Genomic DNA, 16,429 nt, shown 5'->3' on the forward strand with positions numbered 1-16,429 from the left:
CTCCTGCCCCATCATGAGGCTTAACTGAAGTGTCCGTGTTAGCGGGGTAGAACCCCGTGTTCGTGCTCCCAGCGGGTGATTCGTCTATAGCTCGCGGTCGTGCATTTCATCCGCATCGGGCAGCGGGGGCAGGCGGATGACCAATACTTGTGCAGGGTCAGGCCCTTTTCTTCGGCCGTGAAGCGATGGATCGCCCTTTCGCCTGCTGGACATTCGTACTCATCCGCGGCTTCGTCGTAAATGAAGTCCCGCTTGTCGAACCGGCCTTCGGCCTTGCTGTTCGACGTGAGCGGCTTGGGCACCAACGGAATCACGCCTGCCTCCTCGCACGCCAGGATCTCCGGTGCATTGAAGTAGCCACGATCTGCCAGCGCCGTCATACGTTCGGTGCCAAGGGCTTCCCTGGCCTTCGTTGCCATGCGCGAGAGCTGCGCGCGGTCGTGGCCGTCGTTCGTCACGTCATGAGCGACGATCAGATGATGCTTGGCGTCGACCACCGCCTGGACGTTGTAGCCAACCGTGCCTGTGCCCCGACCGCTTGACGTCATTGATCTTGCGTCCGGGTCCGTCAGCGAGATCTGGTGATCTGCTGCGGCCTCAAGCTGCTTTTCGATGGCATCAAGCTTCTCCATCTGCGCGCGCAGCTTCGCCAGCTTGTCCTTCAGATGTGGTGCACGCCCCTCCGGCAGCAAGGCAGGGTCGCGGTCCGCTCGGTCCAGTTCGGCGAGGTATCGCGCAACGCTCTCCTCCAACTGCTGCCGGCGTCCTCTGACCTTACCAACGGTGAAGTTGCGGTCCCGGCTGTTCACCGCTTTGAGCTTGCTGCCATCGATCGCGACGATGGCATGCGAGAAGACCTTCATGCTCCGGCACAGTGCAACGAACCGGCTGCACACGGCCGTGATTGCAGCGCCGTTGTCCTTGCGGAAGTCGGCGATGGTCTTGAAGTCCGGTGCCAGTCGTCCGGTCAGCCAGATCAGCTCCAGATTCCGTTGCGCCTCCCGCTCCAGGCGACGGCTGGACTGGATGCGGTTGAGGTAGCCATAGATGTAGATCTTGAGCAGCACCGCGGGGTGATACGCAGGACGGCCACCGGCCACGCGATTGGCGGCCTCGAAGCCAAGTTCGCTCAGATCGAGTGCTTCCACAAAGGCATCAACCACCCGAACGGGGTTGTCCTCATGGACGAAGTCTTCCAGCCGATCAGGGAGCAGAAGCCCTTGGGAACGATCAACGCCATCCACGAATCGCTTCATGCAGAGCACCCATCAGCCGGTGCTCAGATCATGCCAGTGGAGGCGGGGTTTTCACACAGCCTCGGCCGGAAGCTGCCATGCCATCGGCCTCCCCGATAAACATCCTTAACCTCCTTTCCTGCATGCGCAGTACGGCCGTAGACGCGACCAGGGCATCGCTGTCCGGCAAATGCAGGAGGGAGTTCAGCGCGGTGATCGAGGCCTCGGTGTAAACGGCACTCAACCGCTACTACCCGCTCCACGCCGAGTGGCTTCGAACCGAAGTTATGTTCAGCGGAGGTGCCGGGGGGTCAGGAGCGAATCATTGGAGGCAGATCCTGCGATCCAGACGCTTAGCGTCATACGCAGTGCGTCAGCCGCATCGTGAATGTCCAACTCGCTATCACTAGTCGCCCCTCGCAGGAAGGATATGACGTCCACGCTCCACGCAACGGATGTGGCGCTGGCCCTCAGGATGTTTTTCTCTGGCTCGTTCATCCGTCGCAGGATAGCCCACGCCTGTCAATACTTTGAAAAACATGCCTCATGGAGCACCTCTCCCCAGCTTCGATCGAAAGCGGGTTACAAGCTGTGCCCCAACGGGTTGGAAACCCGTCGCTAATGTCGGCCTGAAGGTCGGCCTTAGCCGTAGTACTTTCGACACGCAGTTGCATACTCGTTTATCTACTTGGGGCTACAAGTGGACACCCTCCTCTGGGAGCGTGTTCAGCTCTCTCGAGAGTCAAAATTAGCTTGCCTGTATCTGAATCAAGCGGTGACAGCGAACTGTCCGTCGGTTATCGCTCGAGTGGCGTCTCTCGAATCGACCAGTGTCGATTTCATCGGGTGACGTGTAGGCGCACTTCAACGCGGCGGTTCGGGATCAGGCACTCGCGCAGCGCGGCCTGAGGCTTCACGCCGTCGCACTGCTGCACCTGATCACCATCGCCCTTGAAGCTGTAAGTGACGTTGGCGGCATCAATGCCACGCTCCAACAGCAGCGCACGCACGGTCTGCGCGCGACGCTCGGACAGCGCTTGGTTGTAGTCGTGGCCGCGACCCTGCAGACGGTCGGCATGGCCGACCAGTTCGACCTTGGCCAGGGTGAGGCCTTCCTCGCGCAGGCGGGCCAGTTCGCGGTCCAGGCTCTGCAGCGAATAGGCGCGGATGTCGCTGCGACCGGAGCGGTCGAACTCGAACAGCACGTTCGCCGTCAGCACCGTGTCCACCGGCAGCACCGCCGGCGCCGCGCCGCATTGGCGCGTGGAGGCTTCGGCATCGCTCACCCAGTCTTCGGCGATCTGGATGTACGGCTTGGCATGCCGCCACTGCTGCTGGTTGAACTCGTTGCCCGCATGGACCAGTTCAACCTCGCCGCAGGCCACGGCCTGCTGCGCACACGCAAAGCCCGGCGTGCCATGGATCGCGCCCAGGCGCTTCCACAGGTCTTCGCGCACGCGGGCGGCACCATTGACCAGCGGCGTATCGGTCGGCAGCGGCGTGACGCCCTGCTCCATGCCCACGATCAGCTTCTCCGACTCGGTCAGCGCTTCCTGCGGGAAGGCGCTGCGGTCGTTGCGCGAATACTCGTGGAAGGACACGTCCAGCCAGCATTGCGCCTTCGACAGATGGTAGTCGCGGATCGGGCGGCCGCCGTCGTTCAGCGCCTGGATACGGCCCTGGGTGTGCTCGTAGCCGGTCAGGTCGGCGTGGATCGTCTCGTCGGTGATCCGATCGCGCGCCGGCGTCAGCTGCGTCTGCTGCGCACCGGCGGTGAAGGCGATGCAGGCCAGCACGGCCGCGCACAGGAGGGAGGTTTTGGTAGTGGTCATGTCGGTAATCCTCAGCGCACCGGATCGCGGTAGCGGGCGTCTTCCCTGCGGAAGAGGTCTTCGTCGAACTTGAAGCGCAGGCGGATGAACGCGCCCTGCTGCGTGTACTCGTAGCCGGTCAGGTCGTTGTCGCCGCGGAAGCCGGTGGCGTTGTAGCCCACCGACAGCCACAGGTTCTGCCGCAACAAGCGACCCACTTCCATGCCGAACGCGTACTGGTTGGCGCCGTCCTGGCCGCGGAACGTCGAGCCCAGCACGCCGATGTCCCAGTTCTCTGTGATGTCGTAGACGATGCGGCCGGACAGCAGCACGGCGTTGAAATCGTCGTCGACGCGACCGGTGTCGGCGTAGAAGAAGCTGTCCTGCTGCCACTTCGCCGCCACCCGGCCGGTCAGCCACCACGGACGCGACGGGTGCCAGTCCGCGTGCGCCGAGATGATGTGCGCGCTACTACGGATGTCCTGGCCGGTGTCTGAGCCGAAGCCGGAGCCGTCCATGCCGCTCTCGTCCTTCTCCAGCTTGTACTCGTAGCGGGCCAGCGCGTTGACGCGGTTGGTATCGGTGTCGCGATACGCCGCGCCGATCTGGAAGCGGTCCTGCAGCACGTCGCCGCGCGCGTCGTACTCGGTGCGCAACAGGTAGTTGCGTGCCAACAGCGTCCAATCGCGGCTCAACTTGCGCGCGGCCAGGAACTGCAGCAGCGTCGTGTTGTAGCCCTCGTTGGTCGGCGTGCCGGCGACGTCGTCGGAGATGCGATGCTCCAGGCGCACGTTGCCGCGCCACAGCGGGTTGGCGCTGTAGTCCAGCGCGAAACCGATGCCGGTGGAGTCACCGATATTCCCCGAGATGACGTTGGTGTGCTCCAGCGTCGTATCCAGGCGCAGGCCCTCGCGCAGGTCCCAGCGGTTGCGCATGCCCGAGGCGGCCTGGATGTCGCGGCCCGCGATGGCATCGCGCAAGCGGTACTCGGAGAACAGCTGCGTGTCCTTGATGAAGCTGGTGTCCACGCCCAGTGCCACCGTGTCCGCCTCGCGCCCGTCCTGGGTCAGGCCGTTCACGCCGCTGATGCCGGTCTGCTTCTCGTAGCGGCCGTAGATACGGCTGCGTTCGCGCAACTGGTAATCCATGCCCAGCGCCACGCGATTGCGGTCCTCGCCGTGGATGTCCTGCTCCACTTCGCCGCCGAGGCTGAAGCGGTCGCTGGCGCGGTAGCCGAGGCCGATGCGCAGCATGTCCGACGACAGTTCGGTGCCCACCGGCAGGCCGCTGGCCACGTCGTTGGGATTGCCGCTGCTGATGATCGGCAGGCCGGTCAGCGGATCCAGCGGTTGCTGGCCGTAGCCGAGCGCACCGCCGCCGGAACCGGTGGCGTAACCGCCCGTGAGGCCGCCGATGTTGCCGTAGCCGCTGCTGGTGGCCCACGTGTAGTACGCGCCGACCGTCTCGCGGATGGCGCGGTAGCCGACATCCAGCGTCAGCCGGTCGGTGAGCTTCACGCGCGTGCCCGCACTGGCGGCATCGCGTTCGCCGCCATCGGGGTTGCGGTCCTCGCTGCGCAGGCCTTCGGCGTACAGCTCGAAGCGCTCGTTGAGGCGCCAGCGCGTGGTCAGGCTGTACTCGCCGCGGCCGCCGTACAGCGACGAAGCCGGGTTGTTGAACGCAGGATCGGACTGGCCGGCGAACAGCTTCAGGCTCAGCGCTTCGCCCGCATGGCCCAGCTCGACGCGCCACGCATCGCCTTCCACCAGCCCGCTCAGGCCCTGCAGGCCCGGCGTGCCGTACTGGTTGACGCTGTTGGTGTTCACCTCGCTGCGCGTACGCGCGGCTTCGGCCACCAGCCAGGTGTTGGCGCCCAGCTTGTAGCCGATATTGGCGCTGCCCATTTCGAACGCCGCGAAGGGATTGCGGTCGTCGACGTAGGAACCGCCGATCTCGCCGCGTTCGCCCACGCGCAGTTGCGCGTCCGCGCCCAGCACGAGGAACTTCTCGGTGCCCTGGTCCAGTTCGTAGGTGATGCGCAGCGACACCGGATTGAGGTCGCTGTCGAAGGAGGGCAGGAAGCTGTTGAGCAGGATGCGGCCGGAGAACGGCTCGAAGCTGTAGTCCACCAGGCGGCCCAGCGGACGCACCGAGACGATGCGCGAGGGCTGGTTGCGGTCGCGCACCACCACTTCCACCCGCTCGCTGCCTTCCAGCACCGCGTTGTTGCGCAGGCCGTAGGGACCGCTGCCGGCGGCCGGCAGTTCCTCGATCACCTGGCGCAGCGAGTCCTCAATGGCGAAGACGTTGCCGCGCACGCGCGCATTTTCGAAATGCCAGCCCAGGCCGGTCGCGGTGCGGTTGTAGGTGCCCAGCACGCGCTGGCCCGCCTGCGTGCCGAAGTCGACACCGGTCTGCGTGGCGATGTTGTCGCCGGTCTGGAAGTCGCCGTACAGCAGGTAGCTGCGGTCCTTGTCCACGCGCACGTACAGGCGCTCGGCCGAGCGCGCATCGAAGCCGCGCAACGACGCATCGCCGTACACCGGGTAGAACTCCTCCGGTTGGATGTCGCGCAGCAGGCGCGCCCGCACGTCCTTGTCGGAGTCGTAGGCCGCGGTCAGCAGGTACTCACCCTTGATCGTGCCCTTGACGAAGAACGCGGCACGCGCGGCACCGTTGGCCTTGCCGTTGTTGAACTGCTTCTCCCAGCGCCGGATCTCGCGCTCGAAGCCATCGCCCTGCTGGGTGCCGTTGATCAGGCTGTCGCCCTTGCGGCGGAAGTTGATGACACCCTCGATCAGGCCGGTGGCGATCAGCTCGCGCATCTCCGGCACGAAGCCGATCACGCCCTCGGCACTGTGGCCGCCCGAGGTCACGCGCAGCAACACGTCCTGCGGATCGTGCGGGGCCAGCAGTTCGAACTCCGCGCGACCGTTGTGCACGGCCAGCTGGATACCGGGGGTGACCTCGTCGGCGTCCAGCCGACCCGGACCGAATTCATCCGTGCGGCCATCGGCCAGCTTGATGCGACCGCCACTGTGCTCGATGGTGGCGAAGGCGTCGCCGGCCATCGGCTTGCCATCGGCACCGTACAGCTGCACGACGACCTTCACCGGCGACTGCCCGTCGGCGGGCACGCCATCGCGATCGACCTCGACCAGCACGCGGTCCACGCCCACGTTGACGCTGTAGTCGACGTTGCCGGGCTGTGCGTACAACGGTTGTGGCGCGCGGTCCTGCGATTCGGGCGACTGCGGATAGAGCGGCGTGGCCTGGCCGAGGACCGGCGTGAAACGCTGGTCGCCGGACACGGCCTGCGCCTGCACGAGCGTCGGCGTCACCGCCAGGGCCAGCGCCAGCGCGAGGGGGTGGAACGAAGGACGCGATGCGCGCATGGCACGGGATTCCATGAAGGTCGACGGACGCGGGGCGGAGCGGCTCATGGCTGCACCTCCCCGTTGCGCGCGTCATCCGTGCCGGTCGGCGCGCTCGTCGTAGGCCTGGGTTCGACGATCGGCCGCTGGTTGGCCGAGTCGGTGCCCTGCTGCGGGGCACGCGCCGGCTTGCTCTCGAACCGCAGCGGCTGCTGGTTGCGCTCGGTTTCCGGCGCACGGATCTCGCCCTGCGTACGGCGCGCCTTGACCTGCTCGATTACCGGGTTGGAGCAGCTGCCCTCGATGAAGTCGGCGCGGTGCAACTCGCCGTTCTTCAGATCGATGAACAGGCTGTCCGCATCGCCCAGGTTGCGGTTGCTGCTGGTGGTCAGGCGCGAGCCCACGGGCAGGGTCGACGGATCGACCTTCAGCGTGTGGCTCTTCGGCGGCAAGCCGCAGTAGCTGTACTTGCCTTCCGAGTCGCTCACCATCCAGGTGCCATCCTCGAAGTACATGCGCACGCCGGGGATGCCGAGCTCTTCCTTGTCCTGCACGTGGTTGACGTTGCAGTCCACGAAGATCTTGCCCAGCACGCAGCCTTCGTCGGCGAACACACCGCCGCTGATGATCACGCGGTACTCGGCCGGGTTCGACGGCACCACGCCCCCGTTCGGGTACGGCGTCAGCGTGGTCGGATCCACGCAGCCGCCGTCGATCGAGCAGCCGTAGGCGCGCGCACGGTTGATGCCGTCGCCCTGCTGGCTGCCCACGCCCACGCGCACGCGGTAGGTCAGCACCTTCTGCTGGCCGACGGCGAGCGCGCCGACGTCGAACACCAGCGTCGGGCCCGGCTTGCCGAGCGGATTGGCGATGCCGGCGTTGTCGACGCGCGCGGTGCCATCGATGTAGGTGAAACCATGCGGCAGGCGGTCGATGACGTTGACCGTGCCCATCGACGCACCCGCGGTCTGGCGGATGGTGATGGTGTAGACCAGGCTGTCGCCCACTTCCACCGTCTTGCGATCACCGGTCTTGGTGATGACCAGGCCGGGCGCGATCTGCGGATCCAGCGGGATGTGGTTGTGCACCGGCACCGCCACGCCCGAACCCAGGGTCAGCTCCAGGTAGTACGTCGTCGACGTGCCCACCGGGCCGGTCGGCGCGGTCGCGTTCGTCTGCACCGGGTAGCCCTCGCCCGGGGTGGACGGCGGCGTCAGCGACGAGGTCTCCGCCGGGATCATGCCGGACTCGAACGTGTAGCCGGCCGGCGGCGTCACCGCCAGTTGGAAGCGGCACGAGGCCGGGGCGTTCGGGCCCAGCAGGAACTGGTAGAAGCCTTCCGCGCCGACCGTCATCGAGATCGACGTGCCCTGCACGCTATAACCACCGAGCGCGGCGTTCAGCACGTGCTGTTCGGGCGTGTAGCCCGCGCACGTGCCGATCGGCGTCAGGGTGACGCGCGAACCGGGGACCGGCGTGCGCGTCGTCGCGTCATAGACCACGCCACCGGGATTCAACGGCAGGCTCTGCTGCGGCAGGTTCGCACCCGGCGCCAGCACGACGGCCAGGTGCGTGTTGCCACCCTCGTTGCTGCGGCAGGAGCTGGCGGTGCCGTTGGCGATGGCGGTGCTCGCATCGCACGGCACCGGCGCACCGGCGATCGTGTCGCCGCTGACCGGCAGGCCCCACACCACGCCCGTCGCCGGATCGCGGAAGCGGATGCTCAACAGCACGCCGGGCACCTGGTCGGCGATCGAATACGTGCCATCGACACCGGTGGTCGCCGTGCCGACGACCTGGCCGCTCTCGTTCACGACTTCGACGACCCAGCCGGACAGGCGGCGGTCGCCGCCGTCGATGCGACCGAAGTCGCTGCCCTGGTCGAACCACACCGTGCCCGACACCGACGCCGACAACTGCACCGGCGTGGGCAGGCGGCACGCGTTCTGCGTGATCGCCGGGTCGCATACCGGCAGGTCGCCCGGATTGCCTTCGAAGTCGGCGCGTTCGTCCGGCGTCGGCGTGCGGTACTCGTTCTCGCCGCCGCCTTCGACGATCACCGCGTTGTTCACCGGCGATCCCGTCGCGGCGGAGGCCGCCACGCGCACCTGCGCGATGATGCTGTCGCCCGACGTCGCGCCCGCAGCGATCACCGTGCTGCTGGCGCAGCGGAAACGGTCTTCGCCCGGTGCACCGGTACAGGTCCAGCCCACGCCCACGGGCGTCGCGGCGAGCGTCAGGCCGGCCGGCAGGCGGTCTTCCACCACGTAGTCGCCCGCGCTGGGCTGCTGCCCGATGTTGCGCACGCGCAGCGTGTAGGTGGCAGTGTTGTTGACGGTGAAGACGGCCGGCGTGGCGGTCTTGCTGACCACCAGGTCGGGCGAATCGCCGATCTCGCCGAAGTTGTTGTCGATGGAATCGCCACCCGGCGGCAGCACGATGCCGCTGATGGCCGACGGCGTGGTCGTCACCGGCGTCGCGGTGCCCACGACGGTGCCGTCGATCGTGCCGGCACTGGTGATGCCGTTGAGCGTTTCCACCGGCTGCGTCGGCTCGGTCACCGTGTAGGTGCCCGGACGCAGGCCGTCGAAGCGGTAACGGCCTTCGGCGTCGGTGGTGACGGTGACGTTCACCGCCTGGCCCAGGTCGTCGGTGCCGGTCAGCACCACCTGCACGTTCGCGTAGCCGCCCTCGCCCGCATCGATGGCGCCGTTGTTGTTGCCATCGTTGTAGACGCGGCCGCTGATCGCACCGGCCGGGACTTCGCCGAAGTCGTTGCCGGTGATGTCTTCGCCCACGCCCAGCGTGATGCCCGTGATGACGGACGGCGTGGACGTCGGGGGCGTCGCGGTACCGCCCCCGGTACCGGCATTGGTGATGCCGTTGAGCGTGCCCGCAGGCTGCTCGGGTTCGGTGATCGTGTACGTGCCCGGCGGCAGTTCGGTGAACGCGTACGTGCCGTCCGGCTGCGTGGTCACTTCGCGCGTGACGGTATTGCCGGCCGGGTCGGTGCCGGTCAGGCGCACGACGACATTGCCGATGCCTTCCTCGGACGGATCGACGACGCCGTCGTTGTCGCTGTCGCGCCACACGCGGCCGCCGATCGAGCTGTTGAGCGGGATCTCGCCGAAATTGTTGCCGATCGAGCTCGCGCCCGGCGTGGTCAGGTCGATCGCCGCGATCGCACTGGGCACAGTCGTGATCGCCGTGGCGGTGCCCGACGGCGTGCCACCGATGGTGCCGGCCACGGTCTGACCGTTGCTGGTGCCGGTCGGCTGGGTCGGTTCGGTCACCGTGTAGGTGCCGGGACGCAGGCCGTCGAACGCGTAGTCGCCGTTGGCGTCGGTCGTGGTGGTGAGCGACACGCTGGCGCCGGTGTCGTCGGTACCGGTCAGCGTGATGGTCACGCCGTCGATGCCGGTTTCGGCCGCGCCCGACTGCAGACCGTCGTTGTTCGCGTCGAAGAACACGCGACCCGACAACGCCACGCCGAGCGTCTCGCCGAAGTGATTGTTGATCGACGCGCCCCCAGCGGGCAGCACGATGCCGGCCACCGCGCTGGGCACGGTCGCGACCGGCGTGGCGGTGCCGCTGGCGCTGCCGCCGACGGTTCCGGCCACGGTGGTGCCGTTGATGGTGGTGATGCCGCCCACCACCGGCTGCGCGGCCTGCTCGCTGACGGTGTACGTGCCGGCCAGCAGATCGTCGAAGCGGTAGTTGCCGCTGGCGTCGGTCACGACCGCCGCCACCGCGTTGCCCAGTGCATCCACGGTGCCCGCCGGCAGCGATACGCTGACGCCGGCAATCCCGTTCTCGCCGGCGTCGCGCACGCCGTTGTTGTTGGTGTCCAGCCACACGCTGCCGCTCAGCGACGCGGCGCGTTCGCCGAAGTCGTTGCCGCTGGAACCGCTCGCCGGCAGGTTGGTGACGGTGATGGTGTTGGTCGGGTTTTCCTGGCCGTCCGCCAGCCCGGTGGGCTGCGTTTCGACGATGCGGTAGTTCTGGCCGGTGATCGCACCGCCATAGCTGTAGCCGCCATTGGCGTCGGTGGTCAGGGTGACCGGCGGCAGATCGTCGGGCGTGCCGAACAGGCCGTCCGGGCCTGCGCCTTCGATCACCACGGTCACGCCCGGCAGGCCGGGTTCACCGGCATCCTGGTTGCCGTCGTCGTCGCGGTCCAGGTAGACCGTGCCGCTGATGACGGCGTTGGCGAGTTCGCCGAACAGGTAGCCGGTGGCCGCCTGGCCTTCGGTGATGACGATGCCGTCGATGACGTTCGGAGTGGTCGCGCTGCCCGGCGTCGCCGCGTTGCCCGGCGTGTGCCGGCCATCGATGTAGCCGGCGGGCTGCGTCTCGGTGAGGGTGTAGCTGCCGGTGGGCGGCAGCAGATCGCGGAAGACGTAGGCGCCGGTGGCGTCGGTCTGCACGGTGACGTTGACCGGATTGCCGAGCACGTCGGTGCCGGTCAGCACCACGGTGACGTTGGCGATCGGGTTTTCACCGCCGTCGAAACTGCCGTTGTCGTTGTTGGCCGCCGTCGTCGAGAAGTCCTCGAACACCACGCCCGCCAGCGAACCCAGCGTTTCGCCGAAGTCGCGATCGGACACGCCGGCAGACGGCAGCGCGTTGACGTCGATGACGTTGGTCGCGTGCTCGGTGCCGTTGCCGTAACCGGTCGGCTGCGTTTCGGTGACGCGGTAGTTCTGTCCGACCACCAGGCCGGTGAACTGGTACGCGCCATCGGCGTCGGTCTGCAGCACGACCGGTGCCGGATCGTCACCGGTGCCGAAGATGCCGTCGGCACCGGCGCCGGTCAGCGTGATGGTGACGCCCTGCAGGCCGCCATTCGGACGCGAATTGACCGTGCCCGCATCGCCGGCATCGAAATCGCCGTTGCCGTTGCGGTCCACGTAGACGCGACCGCTGATGCCCGACACCGCGTCTTCGCCGAAGTTGAACAGCGTGCCGTCGGTACCGGCGCCCAGGTCGATGGCGCTGATGCGGTCGGTGGTGGCGGCATCGCCGCCCACGCCGCTCCCCGGCGTGCAGCCGGTGGCACAGGCCATGCCACCGATCAGGCCGGCATTCACCGCCGTCGGACGGTTCTGGTAGCTGCCGGCCGGCAGTACCTCGCGCAACGTGTAGACGGTCAGCGGATCGAGGTTGGTGAAGCTGTAAGCGCCGCTGGCATTGGTCGTGGTGGTGGCCACGACGGTGCCGGTGGCGGCATTGAGCAGTTCGACGGTGGCGCCGGCGATGGCGCTGTCGCCCCCATCGCGCACGTTGCTGAAGTTGGCGTCGACGTAGACGAAGCCGGACAGCGATGGCTGGCGTACCTCGGGGAAGTTGTAGCGCACGCCGGCCTGGTTGGCGCCGACGGGAATCGCGCTGATCACCGAGTTGGGCGACCCCGCCGCATACGTGCCACCGAGCGACGGCGCACTGCCACCGGCCGCGGGCGGATCGATCGGACCGTTGACGTAACCGGCCGGCTGGGTCTGGGTGATGGTGTAGCCCGACGCATCGGAGGGCGACAGGTTCTCGAAGCGGTACGCACCGTCCGCCGTGGTAGGCAGGGTGAGGTTCACCGCGTTGCCGTAGAGGTCGGTACCGGTCAGCACGACGGTGACGCCGGCGATGCCGGGTTCGCCCGTGACGGTCTGCTGCGTGCCGCCGTTCCCTGCCGCGCGATCGCGGTCTTCGAACACCAGGCCTTCCAGCGACGAACGCGTGACTAGGATGTCTTCCGTGGCCGTGTTGTTGCCGGGGTTCGGATCCACCTGTTCGGTGGTGATGCTGGCGGTGTTGATCTGCGCACCGGCACCGGGATAGATGGTCCAGCGCACGGGAACGATGACGCGGACCTTGCCGGTCACGGTCACGTCGCCCAGGCGACAGGTCAGCGCCAGGCCGGCAGCGGTACACGTGCCGGTGCCATCGGGCACTTCGTCGCCGCCCGGGTCAGGCCCCTTCTTCTGCCACGTGGCCGCGCCCAGGATTTCCAGGCCGGCGGGCAAGGTGTCGGTGATCACCGTACCGGTGCCGTTCAACGGGCTGGTGCCGGTGCGGTCGCGCGACAGGCTGGCGCCCGGACCGTTGTTCACGCCCTCGATCACCCAGTAGAACGGCTGGCGCAACGCCACCGCCGTGGCGGGCGATGCCGGCAGCGCAACATCCGGGTCGCTGTCCGGCAGGTCGGTGAACACATGCTTGGTCACCCCGACATCAGCGCGCGTGCGGATCGAGGTCTGCTCGTCGACCGCGTTGTCGGATGTATTGGGGTCCGTTTCGGCATGCACCACGCTGACGTAGTTGCGCGCCGTATCGCCGCTGGCGCCGGGCGGCGTCTCGTAGCGGTACTGGACGTAGACGTAGCTGGTCGCGTTCACGCCCAGCACGCCGGGCGCATTGCTGCCGCCGAAGCCCGCACCCGGCACGTCGCACTCGATGCTCAAACCCGCGTCGGTGGGCGTGGTGCCCGTGCCGGTGAACGGATTGGCGCTGGTCACCGTACATCCGGCGGCGCTGAAGGCCGTGGACGGCCCGCCGATCGGGCCGGGCGCGATACCCATGAAACGCACCTGGCGGCCACTCGGCACGCGGTAGGTGTCGTTGATGCGCACGCTGGTCGCGACCGAGGGACCGACGTTGCGCACGGAGATGCGGTACGTGATCAGGTTGTTGGCGGGATTGAGGGCGTCGTAGCCCAGCGGATCCACGCCACCGGTGAAGCCGAGATCGGTCTTGTTGACGATCAGGTCGGCGACGCCCTGCTGGAACGTCAGCGACGCCGTCTTCTGGTCGTCGGCCGCACTGGTGTTGCTGTTGTAGTTGAACGCGCCGTTGGCGTCGCTGCCGGTGGCGCCACCGGTGATGCCGAACGTGGCGACGTTGTCGAACTGGCGGCCGGCCGGATTGTTGCCGGTGTTGACGTTCGGGCGGATGGTGACCAGCATGTCCTCGCTCTGGCGATGCGACATCGACAGCGCCGGACATTCGATGGCCAGCTGCAGCGGCGCGCCGGTCGGGTTCGCGTACGAGGTACCGCCCGCCGTGGCGGTGGCGGTCAGGCCGCCGTCAGGCGTGGCCGTGCAGGCCACCGTGCCCGGCGTGCGCGTGGCCGAAACCAGCACGAAACCGGCATCGTTCGCCGGCAGGGTGAAGGTGTCGCGGAACACCACGCCCGGCACCGTCGCGGTGCCTTCGTTGAGGTACGACATCACGTACTGGCTGTCCACGCCGGCGCGGCCGACGTTGCCGGTGACGATGTTCTTCGCCGTGGTGCGCACGTTGGCTTCGCGCTCGATGCGCACCCAGTCGCTGGCCTGGTTGTTGGCGCCGTTGATTTCACCGACCGAATCCGGCACCGCCGGATCCACGGCGACACCCGCGGTATTGCAGAACGCACCGGTCGCCGGCGCACCCGCGCCGCAGCTGCCGGGGCTCTGGCCCATGCTGTCGAACAGCGGTCGCGCGACAGTGATGACGATGTCCGCGGACGCACCCGGATTGAGGGCGGTGGCACCCGAGCGGCAGACGATCGACGCGCCGGTGACCGGGCAGGTCCAGCCGGCCGGGGCACTGACGGTGATGCCTGTGCTGGGCAGCCCACCGGACGCCGGCACGAAGCCGGGCAGCGTGTCGTTCACCACGATGCCGGTGGCCGGCACCGCGTCGGTGATCGCCAGGTTGGTCACGCGCAGGGTGTAGGTGAAGCTGTTGACGCCCACCGCGATGGTGTTGTCGCCGGCACCGGGCGCGTTGGTCCACTTTTCGATCTGCAGGTCGACGCGATCGTTGGTGGTGCGCGTGCCATCGCCTGCGCAGTCGTTGTTGGGGTTGCGGTCTTCGTCGATGCTGCCGGTGATGGGCTCGAGCGAACCGCCCGAGCCGCCGGTGCACGCGTTGTTGGTCAGCGCCAGGTCGGCGCTGCGCGCACGCGTGATGATGCGCAGGTCGGGCGCATCCGCGTTCCTCGCCAACGGATACCGCGAGGCATCGAGATCGCAGGTGACGACCTGCGCCGGTCCGCCCCCGTTCCACGTCGGCGGCGCGACGGAACACGACCACTCGCCCGCGTTGCCGCCGCTCACGTACTCCTCGCCCGCGGCCAGCACGTCCACCACGCGCACGTTGCCGGTGGCTGCGCGCGGGCCATAGTTGTGCACCTCGATGGTCGAGGTCATGCGGCTGTCGCTGTCGTCACCGCTGCCCGGCCAGATCGCGACCAGTGCCGGCGCCTTGCGCTTCGCCAGGCCGAGATCCGCACCATCCGGCACCACGCTGAACGTGGTGCTGCCGGTGTTGTTGGTCGATACCGCATCCGGCGTGTCGGACGTCACGGTGGCCGTATTGGTGACGTTGCCGCTGCTGTTGGTGCCGTTGGACGGCACCACCGCCTGCACGGTGAAATTGACGATCGCGCCGACGGCGAGATTGCCCGCGAAGGTGCAACCACGCACCGTGTCGCCACTCGTCGTCGCACAGGTCCAGCCGGCGGGCTGGTTGCCGCCGGTCACGGTGAACCCGGTCGGGAGCGTGTCGGTCCAGCGCGGATTGGTCGCGGCACTCGGGCCGAGATTGCGCACCTGGATGTTGAACGTCACCGGCTCGCCGGCGACCGCAGGCGCAGGATTGGCGCTCTTGCTGATCATCAGGTCGGCACCGGGCGTGACCGGCGTGGTCACCTCGTCGGTGTTGTTGCCCACGTTCGGATCCGGCATCGCACCGGCGTTGACCACGGCGGCGTTGGTGATGTTGCCGCTGCCGACATTGACCTTGGCGCGGAAGCTGAAGGACGCGCTGTCGCCATTGGCGACGGCACCGGCGTGGGTCGCCGTCATCGTGCCGGCGTTGAAGGTCCAGCCGGGCCCGATGAAGCTGCCGGCCACCAGCGTGACGCCGGCAGGCAACGTGTCCACCACGTTGAAACCGGACGACGCATTCGGACCGTCGTTGAACACCTGCAGGGTATACGTGACCTCGCCGCCACCGATTACCGGCGACGGCGTCGCGGTCTTCTGCAGGCGCAGGTCGCCCGACTGCTGCAGCGTGGTGCCCTGGCTGAGCTGGTTGTTGTCGGTGTCGCTGTCGCTGCCGAAGAACGGATGCGACGGCGGCAGCGTGTTGAGCGCCTCGCCCGCAGCAGGCAGCATGCCGGCGAAACCCACCGCGCTATGGATCTGCACGGTACCTGCGGCCATCCCCGCCGTGTTCATCTGGATATCGAACGCAACCGAGGACGATGCCTGCGTCAGCGTGGGGATGTCGCAGCGGATACGAACCGGCGAACCGCCCAGGCTCGCGCAGAACGCCGGCAACGTGCCCGGCGTGGCACCGGCCGGCAGGTCGAACAGGGCGACCGCGTCGGAGACCGCGTCGATATCGCCGTTCTCGACTACCACGTGGTAGACGACGGGACCGCCGACTGGCGTCGGGTCGTACCCGGTGTCGGACAGGTTGCTGATCTGCAGGTCGGCCGCGAAAGCCGTGGGTGCTACGCAGCACAGCGCCAGCAACGCCAGTCGCCGCCAGAGCGAGGATGTCGACGTGGATCGCTGCGAATGCTCCCGCTGGAGCAATTCAAATTTCGCGCGCGCAAACGCAGCGACACGTTCCACCGCGCAAGATTGCTTCATCACTTCGAATTTCCCCTGTACCGCACCCATCGCCGTGCGCGATGTCAGCTTTTCAACCCGGCCTCTAAGATGCCTAGATCAGAAAAAGTCAGTGCGTCGATCAAACTTTATGCGGCCAGCAGAGCAGCCCGCATACCCCGACTACAGGCTCAGTATAATTCGAATCACATTAGGTCAAGATGAACATCACAAATGTGAGTTGATTCATGTACTTAAACGCCCTCATGTGCGCGCGTTTCGGAAGCGGCCTGCGAAACCGAGCCCGGAGGCCGCTTGGGAACCGCTTGCTGCTTAGGCCTCCGTCTGTTCGGACATCTCTAGGGAAGGTCTGATCAACACACTCTGAAGCTTCAATCTCGGGCCACAGAGCG

3 protein-coding genes and 1 pseudogene are annotated in these 16,429 nt (G+C 67.3%); all 4 read right to left on the minus strand.

Annotated elements, in window-relative coordinates; all coding sequences use genetic code 11:
• Nucleotides 1-59 precede the first annotated feature (59 nt).
• Nucleotides 60-1,256, minus strand: a pseudogene (locus SPK54_RS12765) (IS1182 family transposase); the annotation flags it as partial.
• A gap of 818 nt (nt 1,257-2,074) precedes the next feature.
• Nucleotides 2,075-3,067: an OmpA family protein gene (locus tag SPK54_RS12770; protein ID WP_099497387.1), complete on the minus strand. Its 993-nt coding sequence runs from the start codon at nt 3,065-3,067 to the stop codon at nt 2,075-2,077.
• 11 nt (nt 3,068-3,078) lie between these two features.
• Entirely contained in the window at nt 3,079-6,489 is a 3,411-nt protein-coding gene (locus SPK54_RS12775; RefSeq protein ID WP_143569491.1) for a TonB-dependent receptor, read from the minus strand.
• Nucleotides 6,486-15,938, minus strand: a complete 9,453-nt coding sequence (locus tag SPK54_RS12780) for an SdrD B-like domain-containing protein (protein WP_330948271.1) — start codon at nt 15,936-15,938, stop codon at nt 6,486-6,488. The genes SPK54_RS12775 and SPK54_RS12780 overlap by 4 nt, the downstream gene beginning before the upstream one ends.
• Between the last annotated feature and the right edge of the window lie 491 nt (nt 15,939-16,429).

This window comes from Thermomonas sp. LB-4 (assembly GCF_036409385.1).
GTDB lineage: Bacteria > Pseudomonadota > Gammaproteobacteria > Xanthomonadales > Xanthomonadaceae > Thermomonas.